This window comes from Amycolatopsis azurea DSM 43854 (genome assembly GCF_001995215.1).
Lineage (GTDB): Bacteria > Actinomycetota > Actinomycetes > Mycobacteriales > Pseudonocardiaceae > Amycolatopsis > Amycolatopsis azurea.
Genome location: NZ_MUXN01000033.1, coordinates 61,734 through 78,394, shown reverse-complemented (window position 1 = coordinate 78,394; position 16,661 = coordinate 61,734). Strand labels below are relative to the sequence as shown.

Sequence of the window (16,661 nt, the reverse complement as noted above, 5' to 3'; positions counted from 1 at the left end):
CGAAGAACTGCCGGTGCTCGGCATCGGCCGCAACCCGGACGCCGGGCACGTGACGCGGGCCGTGGAGCTTTCGCGGGTGGTCGGGTGGCTGGGCGCGATCAGCTCGGTGGTGCTGGCCGGTCTCGTCGGCCTCTGGCGACGACGTCGCTGACCCTGTTCCGCGGGGCTTCACGCTCGGGGGAGCAGGGGACCTTTGCTATCGCCGAGTGCGCTGACCTGCGGAAAGGGAGCAAGGGACCTTTGCTGTCGCTCGGCGGTCGGTGGGGGTGTGTGGAAATAGGGACGTTGAGTGTCCCTATTTCCACACACCCTGTACGCCGCGTAGCCGCGACCACTGACTGTGTGGATTTTGGTGCGTTGGATGACCAGAAATCCACACGGTCACCGCGAGGGGGTCCAGCCGCGAGTCTCGCGGGGGAGCAAGGGACCTTTGCTATCGCCGGGTGCGCTGACCTGCGGAAAGAGAGCAAGGGACCTTTGCTATCACTCCCGCCGCGCCAGCTGCGCCCGCGCCTGACCGTCCCCCGGGCCGCCGCGCCGCTCCAGCTCCAAGTCGATCCGTGACCGGTCGGCCGGCTGCTTGTTCCCGCCGTACTTGAACTTCGCCCGCACCCCGGTCACGGTCAGCTCGACACCGCGGATGCCGGGGAGCAGCCGCTTGTCCGGCGCCTCGGTGGCGCTGACCCCCGCCCGAACCGAGTCAGGTTCGAAGTGCGCGAGCTGCCGGTCCAGGAGCTCGGCCTTCTCCGCCGCGTCGTCGACCAGCCGGACGTCGCATTCGAGCTGGACGGACGCGTAATACGACGTCGGGACGCCGTGCGGCGGGTCGGCCGGGGTGTTCCAGTCGGAGCGGATGTAGGTGTGGTCCCCGGTCATCGCGAGCAGCGCGCGCGGGTGCTCCTCCAGCAGCGGCCAGACAGGGTTGGGGCGCGCGAGGTGCAGCAGGACCGTCCGGTCGCCGTCGTAGACGAAGTGCACGGGGTTGACGATCGGCAGGTCACGGCCCGCGCCGCCGGCGATCAGCTGGCCGAAGTCGTGCGCCGAGAGCCAGGCCCGCCATTCGGCGTCGTCGTGGGCGGCGTCCCACGGGTGAATCAACATGATCGAGTATGATCACGCGCAATGGACCTATGAAAGGGCCATTTTCACGTCAGATCAGGTGGCCACTTCGGAGCGTTCGTCCTCGGCCAGCAGCTCGGCGACGCTCTTGCGTCGTTGCGGCCGTTCCGTGGTCAGCGCGCCGCCCGGCTTCAGCTCCCGGACGGTGAAGTACAGCCAGCCCATCAGCGCCATCGCCCCGAACGCGATCCACTGGAGTGCGTAGGAGAAGAACGGTCCGGCGTCGGTCTGCGGGAGCGGCAGCGCGCCCAGGACGCCGGGCTGGTTCACGTCGAGCTGGAAGTAGCCCGGCCGGATGTCCAGCTTCGCGGCCCGCGCGACTACCTGGGAATCGACGACGTAGCTCTGCAGCTTCCCGCCGGTCGACTCGTCGGCGAAGGCGTCGCGGTTCTTCCCGTCCCGCTCGTCGTGACGTGCCCGCGTGACGATGTCGACCGGTCCGGCGGGAGGCGCGGCGAAGGGGAGGGCGCGCGACTTGTCGTCGAGCCGGACGTACCCGCGGTCCACCAGCACGATCGTGCCTTCGACGGTCCGGAACGGCGTCAGGACCTCGAAGGCCGCTTCGCCCTGTACGGAGCGAAGGCGGGCTACGACCTCGCCCTCGGGAAGGTACGTGCCCTTCATCGCGACCAGGTGCCATTCGGTGCGCTGATCAGGCACGGCGCCGTTGGGGAGCAGCTGCTCCAGCGACCGCGGTTGCCCGGCGAACGACTCCCGCAGCGCGGCGTTCTGGTGTTCGCGTTCGGTGTTGCGGGAGAACTGCCACGGCGCGAGCAGGGTGAAGCAAGTGATGGCGAAGGTGAACACCACCAACGTCAAAGCCAGCCACCCGGGCTTAAGCAGGAACTTCAACCGCACCCCACCACGGTAAGCGGTCGGCCTCAGGCGTGTGCGCGCACCCAGTCGAGCAGGCCCGGAACGGATCGCTCGATCATGCCGAGGACGTCCTCGAAACCGTCGTCCTCGCCGTAGTACGGGTCTGGGACCTCGGCGCCTTCCGGCGCGGACGGGTCGAACTCGCGCAGCAGACGCACCTTCGCCGGATCCGAAACCTTGCGCCGGAGGAACGACAGGTGGCTGTCGTCGGCCGCGAGCAGCAGGTCGGCGGCCAGATGCCCACGATCGACCTCGGCCGCGACGTGACCGGTCGGGTAACCGTGTTCGGCGAGCTTCGCGCGGGCCCGCTTGTCGGCGGCCTCGCCCACGTGCCAGCCGCCGGTGCCCGCGCTGGACACCTGGACGAGGTGGTCGAGACCGGCTTCCTCGACCTTCGCGCGGAAGACGAGCTCGGCCATCGGGGAGCGGCAGATGTTGCCGGAACAGACGAAGACGATGTGCAGCACCCGATCAGTGTGAAGGCCGGGGGAGAGCGACCGTTCACCGGCTCCGAACGGCTATCGGGCGCGCCGAACTGGAAAGCGCGGACGAAGCGGGAGTAGACCCTCCTGGAGAGAAACACGCAGGAAGGTCGCGTATGAGCGCACCACTACCCACCGTCGAGTCCCCGGCAACCGGGCTCCGCTGGTATCGCATCACCGTCAAGCTTCCGCACCCCTACGAGGTCGGGCGGATCCTGTCGGAGCACCACTTCGTCCAGGCCAGATCGCCGAAAGAGGCGATGACCAGGATGCCGTTGCACCTCCGGTCGAGCGCGTCCGTCGCGCCGTACCAGGTCGTCGAGCCCGACACCCCCGATCACTCGACGAAGGCTTATCGAGCGATGCTGTGGACCGGCCGCGTGATGCGAGCGGCCGGCCGTTGGGCGGTCAACAAGGACGCGAAGGCGCTGGACTGACACTCGGGCTCAGGGCGCGATAGCAAAGGTCCCTTGCTCTCTTTCCGCAGGTCAGCGACCCAGGCGATAGCAAAGGTCCCTTGCTCCCGCCCTAAGGTCAGGGGTGCGTGCAGGCCGACCGCACGGACTCCCCGAGCGCCACCGAGTGCAGCGGGTCCAGCCCGCGACGCGCGTCGACCAGCCGCACCGTGACCGCCAGCCGCACGTCGCACGACCGCCGCTCCCGCGCGTCCCGGGTCGCCGCGAGTTCGGTGAGCAGGCCGGTGTTGAGCCGGTCGATCACCGGCCGGACCTCGGTGCCCAGATCGGGCCGTTCCGGCGGTCGCGTGCCGGGGTGCTCGGTCCACTTCGCGTACAGGCCGCGCTGCACGACCTTGTTCGCCTCGATCTGGTCGCGGAAGAACCGCACCACGACGGACGGGTCGAGGCCGAGGCCGGGCGCCTTCGCCGCCACCGAGTCGAGGATCTGCTGTTCGCGTACCGGGTCGTCGATCGGCGACGGGGTGCCGAACTTCGCGGCCGCGACCTTGTCGGCGATCTGCACGCGCCGCGCCGCCAGATCGGTCAGCTTCCAGAATCCCGGAGACGCCGACGCCGACGCCGGCGCGGGCACCGCGAGCAACCCGGCCACGAGCAACGCACAGAGCACCCGAAGTCGCATGTCCGGAAACGCTACATGCGAAAATCCCCCGGTGCCCGCGCTAGCCGAAGTCATCGCCGCCCTGGAGCAGGCGTATCCGCCCGAACTCGCCGAATCGTGGGACGCCGTCGGACTCGTCTGCGGCGACCCGGCCGAGAACGTGGACAAGGTCCTGTTCTGCGTCGACCCGGTCGACGAGACCGTCGAAGAGGCGATCGACCGCGGCGCGCGGCTGATCGTCGCGCACCACCCGCTGCTGCTGCGCGGCGTCCACGGCGTCCCCGCCGACAGCACCAAGGGGCGCCTCGTGCATCGTCTGATCCGCGCCGGCGTCGCCCTCTACTGCGCGCACACCAACGCCGATTCCGCCTCGCCCGGTGTCTCCGACGCGCTCGCCGACGCCATCGGCCTGACCGTCCTCGGACCGCTGGACCCGCGCGAAGACGGCGTCACCGGCATCGGCCGCATCGGCGAACTGCCCGCGGCCGAACCGTTCTCCGCCTTCGTCGAACGCGTCGCGAACGCCTTGCCCCGTACGGAACCCGGCGTCTACGGCGCGGGCGACCCGGACCGCCCGATCCGCCGCGTCGCCGTTTCCGGCGGTTCCGGCGACAGCTATCTCAAGCGTGCCACCGCCGCCGGGGTCGACGCGTACGTCACCGCCGATCTCCGGCATCATCCGGCGGGCGAGCACCTCGCGGAGATCGCCGAAGTCCCCGCCCTGGTCGGCGTGACGCACTGGGCGAGCGAATGGCCGTGGTGTGAGCAAGCCTCGGACGTCGTCCGCGCCGCGTTTGCGGGTAACGTCGACGTTCACGTCTCCACGCGGTGCACCGACCCGTGGACGCTACGGGCCACCCGAACCGAGCACTAAGAACTTCAAGGAGCACCGTGAAGGCCGACCCCGCCGTCCAGCGCCAGCTGCTCGAACTCGCGAAGGTGGACGCCGAACTCGCGCGTACCGCCCACCGCCGTCGCACCCTGCCGGAGATCGCCGAGATCGACGCGGGTGAGAAGACGGTTCGCGAACGACGGGACGCGCTGGTCTCGGTCCAGACGGCGGCGTCCGACCTCGACCGCGAGATCGCCCGCCAGGAGAAGGAGATCGAGTCGGTGCGCGCCCGCGGCGACCGCGACCGCAAACTCCTCGAATCCGGTTCAGTCGCCGCGAAGCAGATGACCGACATCGAGCACGAGCTCAACAGCCTCAACCGGCGCCAGTCCGCGCTCGAGGACGACCTGCTGGAGCTGATGGAACGCCGCGAGGCGCTCGAACTCGACGCCCAGCGCACCAGCGCCGAGGTCGCGAAGGCCGAGGGCGAGGTCGCCGAAGCCGTCAGCCGTCGCGACGAGAACTTCACCGACCTCGACACCACGAAGGCGCGCCGCGACGAGGACCGCGCCAAGCTCCTGCCGCGATTCCCCGAAGACCTGCTGAAGCTCTACGAGCGGGTCCGGGCGCACAAGGGCATCGGCGCGTCGCTGCTGCGGGCCCGCCGCTGCGGTGCCTGCCAGCTCGACATCGACCGCCGCGAGATCGCCGAGATCAAGGCCGCTCCCGAGGACAACGTCATCCAGTGCGAGAACTGCGGCGCCATCCTGGTCCGCACGCTGGAGTCCGGCCTGTGACCGACCATGTGCTCATCGAGGCCGACGGCGGTTCCCGGGGCAACCCCGGTCCCGCCGGGTACGGCGCGGTCGTCAAGGACGCCGCCACCGGTGAGGTGCTCGCCGAGCGCAAGGCCTACATCGGCATCGCGACCAACAACGTCGCCGAGTACGGCGGCCTGATCGCCGGGCTCACCGCGGCCGCCGAGCTCGGAGTGTCCACTGTGGACGTTCGAATGGACTCGAAGCTCGTGGTGGAGCAGATGTCCGGGCGCTGGAAGGTCAAGCACCCGTCGATGCAGCCGCTGAACGCCGAGGCCAAGGAACTGGCGGCTCGGTTCTCGCGCGTGCGCTACGAGTGGATCCCGCGCGCGGAGAACTCCCACGCCGACGGGCTCGCGAACGAGGCGATGGACGCCGGACGTGACGGCGCCCAGACCGCGAAGAAGCCGGAAGCGCCGAAGACCGTGAAGCAGGACAGGGTCAGCCCGGTGGGCTGGACCGGCGCCACCGGGACACCGACCAAACTGCTCCTCGTGCGGCACGGCCAGACGGCGATGTCGGTCGGCAAGCGGTACTCCGGTCGCGGTGACGTGCCGCTCACCGAGCACGGCAAGCAGCAGGCGGCCGCCGCGGCGAAACGTCTCGGTGCGATGGAGGGCCTGGTCGTCGACGGCGAGGCCGCGCCGATCATCGCCTCGCCGCTGATCCGCACCCAGCAGACCGCGCAGGCGATCGCGGACGCGCTCGGCGGCCGGGTCGAGACCCACCCCGGGCTGATCGAGACCGATTTCGGCGACTGGGAGGGCCTCACCTTCAAAGAGGCCATGGACCGCGATCCCGAGTTCCAGACCAGCTGGCTCTCGGACACCTCGATCGCGGCGCCGGGCGGCGAGAGCTTCGACGGCGTCCACCGGCGTGTCCGCAAGGCTCGCGACGAGCTGATCGCGCGGTACGGCGGGCGGACGCTGGTGCTGGTCAGCCATGTCACGCCGATCAAAGCGCTGCTGCGGATGGGCCTGGACGCCGGGCCGTCGCTGCTGTTCCGCCTGCACCTGGATCTGGCCTCGCTGTCGATCGTCGAGTTCTACCCGGACGGCAACGCCTCGGTCCGCTTGGTGAACGACATCTCGCACCTCTCGTAGCCTGGAACTGTGGCGCGGATCACGCCTGGATATGACGTGTCGCGGGCGGCCGATGGGGTATTGGCTACAGTTTCGGCGACGGGGACGTGAGTGAAAAGGCGAAGACGGGGACATGACGGCGAGCGCAGTTAGCGAAGCTTCCGAAAAAGACGTGCCCGAAACGCCGGCCCGTCGTGGTCTCGCCGTTCGGATCGCGCCGTACCTGGCGGTCCTCGCCGGTGTCGCGGCGCTGGCCTGGCACGCCACGCTCTACGGCCACTGGATCGTCGACGACGCGGCCATCACCTTCTCCTACGCGCGCAGCTTCGCGGACGGGCTCGGCCCGGTGCTCCAGCCGGGGCAGCCGTCGGTCGAGGGCTGGTCGAACTCGACCTGGCTGGTGCTGCTGGCGGTCGGGAAGCTCTTCGGCGTCTTCGACAGCGGCACGCTGTTCGGCCTTCCCGACTACGTCCTGTTCCCGAAGCTGCTGGGGCTCCTGTTCACCGCCGGGACGCTGGCCGCCTGCCACGTCGCGGCGAAGCAGATCTTCGAGCGCTTCGCCTGGCTGGCGACGCTGGTCACCGGGCTGACGCTGGCCGCGATCCCGTCGTTCGTCATCTGGACGATCTCCGGTCTGGAGAACTCCCTGTTCGGGATGGCCGTCGCGTGGCTCGCCGTGCTGCTGTTCGTGGCCGTCCGCAAGAACACCGTGCTCACCGCGAAGGTCGCCATCTGGTCCGGGGTGCTGGTCGCGTTCGCCGCGCTGACCCGCCCCGAAGGCCTGATCTACGGCGCCGCGTACCCGCTCGTCGTCCTGTTCCAGCTGCGGAAGCCGCTGCTGGGGCAGAGCGTCAAACTCGTCGTGGTGTCGGTGGTCGCGTTCGCGATCCCGTTCGGCGCGTACCTCGCCTGGCGGATCGCGGAGTTCGGCAGGCTGCTGGCGAACCCGTCCATCGCGAAGGGACAGGGCCTGCCCGGGCTTTCGGCGCTGAAGCAGCCGTTCGAGCTGGTCGGCTACGCCGGTGTCGCCGGGACGATCCTGCTGGCGCTGACCATCGGTTACGCGCTGGTCCGGGCGGACTGGCGGCAGGCGTTTGTCGCGCTGCTGACACCGCTGGCGCTGGGCATCATCGCGTACGGCGTGATGGTCCCGGACTGGATGGGCCAGCACCGCTTCGCCACCCCGATCTGGATCCTCGCCGCGCTGGCGGGAACGCTGGCCGCGGGTGAGCTGCTGCGTCGTTCGCGGGCGGCGCTGCGGGCCGTCGTGGTGCTCGTGCTGGTCGCGGCCGCGATCCCGTCCGGAATGGGTTTCGCGTCGTCGACGGAGAAGTTCCAGCAGTCCCCGACGGTGCCCGCGTGCCTCATCGCCGACCGCTTCGGCCGCGGTTTCAACACCATGGCCGACATCCTCGGTCTCCAGCAGGCGTCGCTGCTGCTGCCCGACCTCGGCGGCTCGTCGATGACCAGCCGTCTGCACCTGGTCGACATGGCCGGGCTGGTCGAGGCGGACGTCGCGGACTTCGTCAAGAAGGGCGACATGCCGGGGCTGCGCGACTACGTGTTCGACAAGGTCAAGCCGACCTTCATCCACTCGTGGGGCCCGTGGGCCGCGGGCAACGGCATCACCGTCGACCCGCGGATCGACCGCGACTACGAGCCGGTCTTCGTGTACCCGGGCGTCGGGCTGCGCAGCGGGGACTTCGTGCGCAAGGACGCCGTCTCCAGCCCTGAGAAGCTGAAGGCCGTCCAGGACTACGCGGCGAAGACCATGCCGGAGGTCGAAAAGGTGCGCTTCGGTAAGCCGCTCAACGACTGCGGTCCCTCCATGCACCCCGGCCAGACGGTGTATCTCCCTTAAAGACCCACGCGTTTAGTCCTCTGAATGCGGTAGTTGCCCGGCGCAAAGACCGCATCCATAGGACTAAACGCATTTCGGGTCAGGGGGTGGAGACAGCCAGGGGTTCGGGGGTGGCGGCGCCTCGTTCCAGGTCCGCCTCCTTCGCCCGGATCACCGGCAGCACGTGCTTCCCGAAGTGCTCGACGTCCTCCAGGTAGTGCAGGAAGCCGAGCAGCAGCAGGTTCGCCCCGCGCCTCTTGTACTCGATGGCCCGGTCCGCGATCTGCTCCGGCGTGCCGATCAGGCCGGTGCGGAAGCCGTCGTTGTACTGCACCAGATCCTTGAACTCCGAGTCGGCCCACATCCCCTTCTTGTCCGAAGTGGAGCCTCCCGCCTGCTTGACGGCGTTGCGGAAACCCTCGACGGCGTCGGTGTTCGCCTTTTCGACGATCTCGCGCAGCACGGCCTTCGCCTCGCTTTCGGTTTCCCGCGCGATCACGAAACCGTTGAGTCCGAAGCGGACGGCGTGGTCGTTCTCGGCCGCGTAACCGCGGACCTCCTCGACCTGCTCGCTGAAGCCGTCGAAGTCCTTGCCGTTGCTGAAGTACCAATCCGAGACCCGGCCCGCGAGCTTCCGCGCCGCGGTGGAGTTGCCGCCCTGGAAGATCTCCGGATGCGGCCGCCCGACCGGTTTGGGTTTGATGTCGAAATCGTGGATCCGATAGAAGTCGCCGCCGAATTCGGCGTGGTCGCTCGCCCAGAGTTCCTTCAGTACGCGAATGAACTCTTCCGAACGACGGTACCGTTCGTCGTGTTCCAGCCACGGTTCGCCGAGGCCGGTGAATTCGTCCTTGAACCAGCCGCTGACCACGTTGACCGCCGCGCGCCCACCGGAGATCACGTCCGCGCTGGCGATGAACTTCGCGAGCACCCCGGGATGCCACAGGCCGGGATGGATCGCCGCGATCACCTTCAACCGCTGCGTCGCGAGCAGCAGCGCGAGGCTGAACCCGGTCGATTCGTGCTGGTAGGCGGCACCATAGCTGGCCGTGTAGCGGACCTGGCTCAGCGCGTATTCGAACCCGCTGTTCTCCGCGAGGACGGCGAGATCCCGGTTGTACTCGTAGCCCCAATCGGTGCGCTGCTCGATGTCGCTGGTGACCAGGCCGCCGCTCACATTGGGGACCCAATAGGCGAATTTGAGTGGTTCGGATTCGATTCCCGGCATGTCGCGGAGTGAACCGCCGCACCCGGAAACCGTCAATCGCCGTCCACGCGCTGGGATCGGCCGAGCGCGGAACCCAATTCGGTGCGTCCGGTGATCTCCAGTTTCCGGTAGGCACCGGACAAATGCAGTTCGACCGTGCGGCGGGTCAGGTGCAGCGCTTCGGCGATTTCCCGGTTGGTGAGACCTTGTGACGCCATCACCGCGACGCGGTATTCCTGTTTGGTGAGGCCGTGTTCGTTGTCCTTCGCCGTCGTGAGGCTCGTCCGCGCGTCCCGCAGCGCTTCGGCGGCCCGCCTCGCGAGCGGCCGCGTCCCGCAGTGCCTGCTCGACTGCGTGGCCCGCCGCAGCGTCACGATCGCCTTCTCGCCCTGCCCGTGCCGGGCTTGGAGCGAGCCGAGTTCGGTCAGGGCCTCGGCCAGCGCCAGTTTCGCGGTCGATCCGCCGAGCACATCGACGGCCTTGGTGAGCAGGCGTTCGGCCTCCTCGCCGACGCCGTCGTCGCGGACGAGGCCGGCGGTGGTCAGCGCGCCGCCGAGGATTCTCGGCGTCCCCCACTGTTCCGCGGCGGCGAGATCCTCTTCGGCGAGTTTGGCCGCCGCGTCCGTGCGCCCGAGCACCAGCGCGGTGCGGGCAGCGTGCGCCCGCCAGGGAGCGAACCCGGGGAAACGCATGCCGTGGTGTTCGAGACGGCGCCCGCAGCCGCGCAGATCCTCGTAGCCGAGTTCGGGTTCGCCGGAGGCCGCCCGGAGCCTGCCGCGGGCGTAGAGCAGGTAGTTGTGCGTGAAAAGTGCTTGCGTGGCAGCGAAATCGATTCTGTCCAGCAGGGCGTTCGCGACGTCGTGGCGGCCGAGGTCCACCGAGACCTCGATCAGCCTGGCCACGCACAGCACCGCGATCGGGCACCGGCCGGTGGCGCCGCGTTCGTCGAACTGCCGCACCAGGGATTCGTAGTGGACACTCGCGCGCACCAGGTCACCGCCCGCCTGCAGGGCGATCCCGCGGGCGAGGGTGGCGAGGGCTCCCTTCGGCACATGGAAGTCCCAGGGCAGACGCTCGGTGTCGAGGACCTGGCAGAGCTTGTCGGTGAGGGCGGCCTCGTCGGCGAGTACGGCCGTCGCGAGCGTGAAGAAGTAGGGCTGTTCGAACAGTTCGGGTTGTTCGCCGGACAAGGCGTCCCCGAAATGCCGGACGGCGTTCGCCGAAGACTTCCCGCTCCGCACCGTGTCGAGCGCCAGCAACCCCGATCGGCTCTGTTGCGCGGCGGGGTCGTTCAGCGGCGCCCATTGCTGTTCGAAATCGCGGAAGTCCGGCGGCGGCCCGAGTCTGCTGCCCGCCTCGGCGAGATAGGTCATGCACAGCAGCGGCCAGACGGCGTCGGGCCCGCCCGCGTCGAGCCGTGCGGCGAACTGGCCCGCGGAGTTGATCGCCAGCCGCGCGTCCGGGCCGCAGCACAGCGAAAGGATCATGGCCGTTGCGGCGAAGGCCGCGGTTTCGCGGTCGTCGATGTGGTCGACGGCCTCGCGCACCCTGGCCGGCGCCGAATCCGGGTCGCAGTGGAACTCCGCGTGCGCGAGCTGGAGCAGGATCGCCATCCGCTTCCGTTCGCTGAGCCGCTCCTCCAGCGCCCGGGAAAGGAACCGGACGGACAGTTCCGGATCGCCCTCGACCACCGAATGCCGGGCGGCCAGCCGCAGCACGTCGACCGCCCAGGGGATCCTGATCGCGGTCGCCTCCAAAAGGTGGGCGCCGACCCGTTCCGGCGGGGCGCCCGCGTCATGCAGGAGCCGCGCCGCCCGCGACTGGGTGACCGCCCTGGTGGTGAGCGGCATGTCGGCGAGCACCGAGTTGCGGACGAACCGGTAGGTCAGCGCCGGCCGGTGGCTGTTGGTCAGCAGATGTCCGCGCACCATCGTGTCGATGGCCGCCAGCGCGGTGCTCTCGTCGACTCCCGCGAGCTGCGCCAGCAGGTCGAAACTCGCGTCCTCGCCCAGGATCGCGACGGCTTCGAGCATCTTCGGCGCGGCGGTGTACTCGTGCATGCGGACCCGCAGCACCTCGCCGACCATCGCCGACCCCGCGGCGTCCAGGTCCATCCCGGGGACCAGACGGCGGCGCAACGCGCCCAGCAGGTACGGGTTGCCGCCGGTGACCTCGCGGCATTCCTCGGCGAACCGGCCGGTCGAGACACGGAGGAACTCGGCGACGTGCCGCGTCCCCAGTCCGCGCAGCCGGATCGTGGCCGGGGTGCAGCCGGACATCTCCAGCAGGGCGACTTCGCCGGTCTGCAAATGCCCGATCAGCGAGGTCAGCACGATCATCACCGGCAGCTGCACCACGCGATGCCGGATGTAGGCGAGGCAGCGCATCGACCACGGGTCGGCGAGGTGGATGTTGTCGATGCCGAGGAAGACCGGTCCCTGTTCGGCGGCGTGGCGGACGGCGTGGAAGAACGCTTCGAGCGCCGCTGTCTGTTCCTGCTCGTTCCGGGGACTGTGCTCCGCGGGCGCGTGGGTGAGCCCTTCGATCAGCTGGCGGCCGACACCGCCGCTCAGATGCGTCTCCAGCCGGGACGCGGCGGCGATCGCGACGGTGAACCCGGCCGCTTCCGCGAGTTCACCGGCGGCGCCGAGCACCGACGTCTTGCCCATGCCGAATTCCCCGACCACCACGGCGCTGGTGGCGCGGCCGCGCAGGGCACCACGGAACAGCCCGGTGATCGTGTCGAGTTCGCTGTCGCGACCCAGTAACCCGGCGGGACGCTTCGGTACCGAAGTCCCGCCGAAGGGACTCTCGGGATTTACTTCGGTATGCACCGTAGAGACCTTCGTGTCGGCTTGCGGCAGACTACTTGAACGTAGGCGGTGACGGGAGTGATCGCTGGTCGTCGAGGGGAGCAGAGGTCAAGATGTCCGCATCCGACGAGACCCGCCGGTACCGGCCGGACGACCGTTGTGCCGACATCAGGGCCGCGACGACGCACGCCACCAGGATCACCGCGAGGTTGGCCACGAGCATCGACAGCCGGCCGCAGCGCCGGACGACGGCGGCGCCGGGGGACAGGTAGCGCAGATCGGCCCTCGCGAGCGCGTCTTCCACCGACGTGAATTCCGCGACCTGTCGGCCGCAGCGCACACAGCCCCGCAAATGCCTTTCGAAGGCGTGGGCCTCCGTCCGGTCGAGCACACCGAGTACGTACGCCGCCGCATCGGTGTGTTTCACCCTTCGCTTCATCATCGCGAACCCAGCTCTCCTAACGACCGTCGCAATGTCCTCATAGCCGCGTACAGCCGTGATTTGACCGTTCCCTCCGGTATTCCCAATATCACCGCCGCCTCCCGGACTGTATGTCCGGTCAGATACGTCTCGTAGATGACCGCCTGATATTTGCTGTCCAGATAGCGTAGCGCTTCGGAAATGACGAGTGCGGACAGTGACTGATCGGTCTGGTCCGCTATTTCGGCGTTTTCGGAACTGTCCAGCTCGACCTCTTGCGGGCGGGCGCGCCGGTTTCGCCAGCCGTCGATGACTATCCGCCGGGCGACCGTGAGCAGCCAGCCGCGCAGCATTCCCGGCTCACGGTTCAACGTGTCGGAATGCTGCCAGGCACGGATCAGCGTTTCCTGGACGACGTCCTCGGTCCATTGCTGATCGTGGCCGGTCAGGTACATCACCTGGCTGAACAGTGTCTCGCGGAAGTCCTTGTACAGCAACGAAATCAGCTCTTCGGAAAGCTCGTTCGGCCGACGCTCGCCGCCGAATCGGCATTCTCTGCCCACTGCTTCCATGAAGTTCGAGACCTCCCCAGTGGTGGAGGATTTCGCGGGTTCGTACACCGTAGCGCAGACTTTCGCCGTGAGCCATGTGCAGTAGTGCTCCGTTCACAATTGGTAGCCCGGTACGTACGCCGACGATAAACGGTTCTAAATGTGTCGTGTGATGCACATCACACCCGGTGTCCGGGCAGGGATCGAACCGGCCGCTCCGGTTCCCCGTACTCCCAGTGAGGCGCTTTGTTCGATGCGTATCCACCGTGGGGACGGGTGAAATGATCTATCGACTGCTCGGAGTGGTGATCGCCTTACTGGCGATCGGGATCGGCATGCCCGACAGCGCCTCGGCGGAAATCGATTCCCATGATCGGGAACTACTCGTTCAGGTACGGCAGGCCTGTTTGTGGGAAGGCCCGGCCGGTCGTCAGGCGGAACAGCGCGCGAGCGGGCAGCGGGTACGGGAGGTCGGCCGCAAACTCGCCGACGACCACGACCGCCTCGACGCACAGGTCCGCGAACTCGCTTCGAAGGTCCGAGTCGGACTCCCCGGCGAACCCACCGAAGAACAGCGGTCCTGGGTGGACGAGATCAGCGGTGCCGCCGGTTCCGGCTTCGACCGTCTCTACGTCAACCGCGCCCGTGCCGCGCACGGGAGCATCTTCGGTCTCGCTTCCCAGGTCCGGGCCGCCACCCGCGACGACGCGATGCGGTCCTTCGCGCAGAACGCCGTCGACACCGTGATGCGGCACATGACCCTGCTCGAAAGCACCGGCATCGCCGAGACGACCTCGTTGATGGTCGTTCCCACCGGTGGCAACGAACTCGACGGCGGCGATGTCGTGTTCGGCGTGCTCCTGGCGATGGTCGCCGGGGGAGCGACGTTCGGGCTCGTGCGGGTCCTCGGCGCACCGGGCAGGCGCGCGTGACGGCCGCGTTCCTGGCGGTGATCCCCGCCCCGTCACCGCACGACAGCGGCGTCCGGGACATCGCCACGCTCTCGGCCCGGTTCGCCTACCTGACGATGTGCCTGACCCTGGCGTGGGGAGTGCTGACCGCCACCGGCTGGATCAGGCGGATCACCGGTCACGAGGCGCTGCGCGGCGGGCACGTCGTCCTCGCCGTGTTCAGTCTCGCCACCGGTGTCGTCCACGGCCTGTCCTATCTCTTCCTCGACGACGATTCGTTCGGCGTACTCGCGCTGCTGATCCCGTTCGCCGGTGGCGGGTCCGCTCGGCACGCGGCGGGCGTCGTCGGACTGGAACTGTTCATCGCCGTCTCCGTCACCGCCGCGCTCGGGCGTCGAATGAACAGCCGCCGGGTGAACGGCCGCGGCTGGCAGCGGTTCCACCAGCTCGGCTACTTCGCGGTCGGACTGCTGGCGATCCACTCCTGGCTCGGCGCGTCCGCGAACGGGAATCTCGCGACGGTCTGGCTCGGCGGGATCACCGTGCTCACCCCCGCCGTCGTGCTCACCGTGCTGCGGGTGCTCCCGCCCCGGGCGCTGGTCCGCCTGGGACTGCTCGACGACGGCGACGTCCGGGCCGCACCGGTCCGGATCTCCGTCGACGACAAGAAATGCCACAGCTACGCCATCTGCCAGGCCGAAGCGCCGCAGGTCTTCCAGCTGCAAGGCGACGGCCAGCTGCGGTATCTCCGGAAACCGGGCGCCAAACAGATGCCCTTGGTCCAGGCCGCGGCCCGGGCTTGTCCGATGCGAGCCATCCACCTGCAAGGGACGGGACAATGAGCGAACGGATCGTCGTCGTCGGCGGCGGACTGGCTGGACTGCGCTGCGCGGAACGGTTGCGGGAACTGCGGTTCGACGGCGAACTGGTGATCGTCGGCAACGAACCGGCCCTGCCCTATCACCGGCCCGCGTTGTCCAAGCAGCTGCTGACCGGTGCCACGGACCCGGCGGAGATGGCGCTCGCCCGGATCGACGAGATCGACGCCGAATGGCGGTTCAACACCCCGGCCACGCATCTGCAGCCGGGCCGCCAGGTCGTCCACCTGCCCGGGGCGGAGGAACTGCCCTACGACGGGCTCGTCATCGCCTGCGGCGTCGAGCCCCGGCGGCTTTCCGGTGTCCCGCACGGACATCCGCGCGTGGTCGTCGTCCGGACCCTGGCCGACGCCGCCGAACTGCGTGACAACCTCGCCGCCGACCACGGTCCGGTCGCGGTGCTGGGCAGCGGGTTCATCGGCTGCGAGGTCGCCGCGAGCCTGCGCGAGACGGGGCGCGAGGTCACCGTCGTCGGCCGGTCGGCGCATCTGCTCGGCGAGGTCGTCGGCAAGCACATCGGGCAGAAGCTGTCGGCGCTGCATAGGTCGCGAGGCGTGCGGCTGGCGCTGGGCGCTTCCGTCGACAGCTGGCAGACGACGGCGAACGGCCTGCGGCTGCGGTCGTCCGACGGCTGGATCCTGGATGTCTCCTGCGTCGTCGTGGCGGTCGGGACCGTGCCGTCGATCTCGTGGCTGCGCGGATCCAAGCTGCCGCTCGACGACGGCGTCGTCTGCTCGCCGACCTGTCACGTGCTGGGGATGGGCACCATCGTCGCCGCCGGCGACGTCGCGCAGTGGCCGAACCTGCGGTTCGACGAGACGCCGAGACGGGTCGAACACTGGCTCAACGCCGTCGAGATGGGCCGGGCGGCGGCGGAGAACCTCCTTGCCGGCCCGCAGGGCTCGCGGCCGTTCGCGCCGGTGCCGCGGTTCTGGTCCGAACAGCACGGCATGCGCATCCAGGCGGGCGGCATCCCGAAGCTCGGCACCGACACCGTCGCGCTCGCCTCACCCGTCGGTGGCGAACGGCCCGTCACCGGCTTCGTCCGCAAGGGGCGTCTCGTCGGTGTCGTCGGCCTCGACAGCCCGTCCGCCGTCCTCCACTGGACCAACGAGATCGCGGAGCAGAACCCCGTCAGCCACCCGGGAGAAACGGAGACGCCCGATGCGCCGATCGCGGTTGACCATGCTCGTCGTCATCGCGGCGCTCGTCGTGGGCGCCGCGATGTGGTGGCAGGCGGCTGATCCGGGGGAGCAGGTGGCGCTGACGGCCAAGGCCCCGGTCACCGAATCCCTCCCCAGCCCACGCCTGCCGCCGTCGGGTACCTCGCGGCCCAGCTCTCCGTCTCCGGCGGAGGTGCCGTCCGGCACTCGGCTGACCGCCGTCTACATGACCCGGATGGGGCAGGCCGTCCTCGACGAGACCGGCGCCGTCCTCTTCCGGTACGAACGCGACGACCCGCACAAGGCCCGCTCGGCGTGCCTCGGGGACTGCGCCGCGGTGTGGGTCCCCGTCACGACCACCGGCACGCCCTCGGTGACCGGCATCGACCCGGGGATCGTCGACACCATCAAGCGTCCCGAGGGCACCCGGCAGGTGACGCTGGCCGGCTGGCCGCTCTACAAGTTCGCCAACGCCCGACCGGGTGAATGGACCGGTCAGGGCACCGACCACCTGTGGTTCGTCGTCCAGTCCGACGGGCGGCGCAACCTGAACTGCCTGCCCGGACCCGTGCAGTAGGATTCGCCGACGGA

At 69.1% G+C, this 16,661-nt stretch carries 17 protein-coding genes and 1 pseudogene; 10 read left to right on the top strand and 8 right to left on the bottom strand.

Going from position 1 to position 16,661, the window contains the following annotated elements; translation table 11 throughout:
- Positions 1-151: pseudogene (locus B0293_RS44560) on the top strand (cobalamin biosynthesis protein); the annotation flags it as partial.
- A 332-nt stretch (positions 152-483) separates the two neighbouring features.
- Here the strand turns inward: B0293_RS44560 and B0293_RS40180 are convergent.
- From B0293_RS40180 to B0293_RS40170, 3 genes are read right to left on the bottom strand one after another with little or no spacing between them, the layout of a single operon-like run.
- Positions 484-1,101 (bottom strand): FMN-binding negative transcriptional regulator, encoded by a 618-nt coding sequence (locus B0293_RS40180; RefSeq protein WP_005166517.1) that lies wholly within the window; start codon positions 1,099-1,101, stop codon positions 484-486.
- 54 nt (positions 1,102-1,155) lie between these two features.
- On the bottom strand, positions 1,156-1,977 hold the full coding sequence (locus B0293_RS40175; RefSeq protein WP_039919628.1) for an SURF1 family cytochrome oxidase biogenesis protein: 822 nt from the start codon (positions 1,975-1,977) through the stop codon (positions 1,156-1,158).
- 23 nt (positions 1,978-2,000) lie between these two features.
- On the bottom strand, positions 2,001-2,462 hold the full coding sequence (locus B0293_RS40170) for a low molecular weight protein-tyrosine-phosphatase (protein ID WP_005166523.1): 462 nt from the start codon (positions 2,460-2,462) through the stop codon (positions 2,001-2,003).
- Between the two features lie 131 nt (positions 2,463-2,593).
- Between B0293_RS40170 and B0293_RS40165 the strand changes: the two genes are divergently transcribed.
- A complete protein-coding gene (locus B0293_RS40165) occupies positions 2,594-2,914 on the top strand; it encodes a hypothetical protein (RefSeq protein WP_005166525.1) in 321 nt (106 codons plus the stop codon).
- 97 nt (positions 2,915-3,011) lie between these two features.
- Here the strand turns inward: B0293_RS40165 and B0293_RS40160 are convergent, their stop codons facing one another.
- On the bottom strand, positions 3,012-3,575 hold the full coding sequence (locus tag B0293_RS40160) for a chorismate mutase (protein ID WP_039919630.1): 564 nt from the start codon (positions 3,573-3,575) through the stop codon (positions 3,012-3,014).
- A 31-nt stretch (positions 3,576-3,606) separates the two neighbouring features.
- Here B0293_RS40160 and B0293_RS40155 point away from each other — a divergent pair, with 31 nt between their 5' ends.
- The 4 genes from B0293_RS40155 to B0293_RS40140 all read left to right on the top strand — a co-directional run bounded on the left by B0293_RS40155 (position 3,607) and on the right by B0293_RS40140 (position 8,147).
- Positions 3,607-4,428 carry a Nif3-like dinuclear metal center hexameric protein gene (locus tag B0293_RS40155; RefSeq protein WP_005166527.1) on the top strand — a complete coding sequence of 274 codons (822 nt, stop codon included), beginning with the start codon at positions 3,607-3,609 and terminating at the stop codon, positions 4,426-4,428.
- Between the two features lie 17 nt (positions 4,429-4,445).
- Positions 4,446-5,183, top strand: coding sequence for a zinc ribbon domain-containing protein (locus B0293_RS40150; RefSeq protein WP_005166529.1), 738 nt, complete (start codon positions 4,446-4,448; stop codon positions 5,181-5,183).
- Positions 5,180-6,307: a bifunctional RNase H/acid phosphatase gene (locus tag B0293_RS40145; RefSeq protein ID WP_005166530.1), complete on the top strand. Its 1,128-nt coding sequence runs from the start codon at positions 5,180-5,182 to the stop codon at positions 6,305-6,307. Before B0293_RS40150 ends, B0293_RS40145 begins: the two co-directional genes overlap by 4 nt.
- A 112-nt stretch (positions 6,308-6,419) precedes the next feature.
- On the top strand, positions 6,420-8,147 hold the full coding sequence (locus B0293_RS40140) for a hypothetical protein (RefSeq protein ID WP_039919631.1): 1,728 nt from the start codon (positions 6,420-6,422) through the stop codon (positions 8,145-8,147).
- A 79-nt stretch (positions 8,148-8,226) separates the two neighbouring features.
- On the opposite strand, the gene sfnG is transcribed toward B0293_RS40140, so the two are convergent.
- From sfnG to B0293_RS40120, 4 genes are read right to left on the bottom strand one after another with little or no spacing between them, the layout of a single operon-like run.
- A complete protein-coding gene (gene sfnG / locus B0293_RS40135; protein WP_005166532.1) occupies positions 8,227-9,354 on the bottom strand; it encodes a dimethylsulfone monooxygenase SfnG in 1,128 nt (375 codons plus the stop codon).
- A 32-nt stretch (positions 9,355-9,386) separates the two neighbouring features.
- Positions 9,387-12,167, bottom strand: a complete 2,781-nt coding sequence (locus B0293_RS40130) for a helix-turn-helix transcriptional regulator (protein ID WP_005166533.1) — start codon at positions 12,165-12,167, stop codon at positions 9,387-9,389.
- 31 nt (positions 12,168-12,198) lie between these two features.
- The gene (locus B0293_RS40125; RefSeq protein WP_005166534.1) at positions 12,199-12,573 is read right to left on the bottom strand and encodes a zf-HC2 domain-containing protein; all 375 of its coding nucleotides are present in this window, start codon (positions 12,571-12,573) and stop codon (positions 12,199-12,201) included.
- Positions 12,574-12,584: 11 nt separating this feature from the next.
- Positions 12,585-13,139 (bottom strand): sigma-70 family RNA polymerase sigma factor, encoded by a 555-nt coding sequence (locus B0293_RS40120; protein WP_039919633.1) that lies wholly within the window; start codon positions 13,137-13,139, stop codon positions 12,585-12,587.
- A gap of 260 nt (positions 13,140-13,399) precedes the next feature.
- Between B0293_RS40120 and B0293_RS40115 the strand changes: the two genes are divergently transcribed.
- Genes B0293_RS40115 through B0293_RS40100 form a run of 4 tightly spaced genes read left to right on the top strand, consistent with a single transcriptional unit; the run spans position 13,400 to position 16,647 of the window.
- Positions 13,400-14,050, top strand: a complete 651-nt coding sequence (locus B0293_RS40115) for a DUF4142 domain-containing protein (protein ID WP_005166537.1) — start codon at positions 13,400-13,402, stop codon at positions 14,048-14,050.
- Positions 14,047-14,871, top strand: coding sequence for a ferredoxin (locus B0293_RS40110; RefSeq protein ID WP_005166539.1), 825 nt, complete (start codon positions 14,047-14,049; stop codon positions 14,869-14,871). The genes B0293_RS40115 and B0293_RS40110 overlap by 4 nt, the downstream gene beginning before the upstream one ends.
- Positions 14,868-16,151, top strand: a complete 1,284-nt coding sequence (locus B0293_RS40105) for an NAD(P)/FAD-dependent oxidoreductase (RefSeq protein ID WP_005166540.1) — start codon at positions 14,868-14,870, stop codon at positions 16,149-16,151. Before B0293_RS40110 ends, B0293_RS40105 begins: the two co-directional genes overlap by 4 nt.
- Entirely contained in the window at positions 16,072-16,647 is a 576-nt protein-coding gene (locus B0293_RS40100; RefSeq protein ID WP_245192133.1) for a COG4315 family predicted lipoprotein, read from the top strand. Before B0293_RS40105 ends, B0293_RS40100 begins: the two co-directional genes overlap by 80 nt.
- The last annotated feature ends 14 nt before the right edge of the window (positions 16,648-16,661 follow it).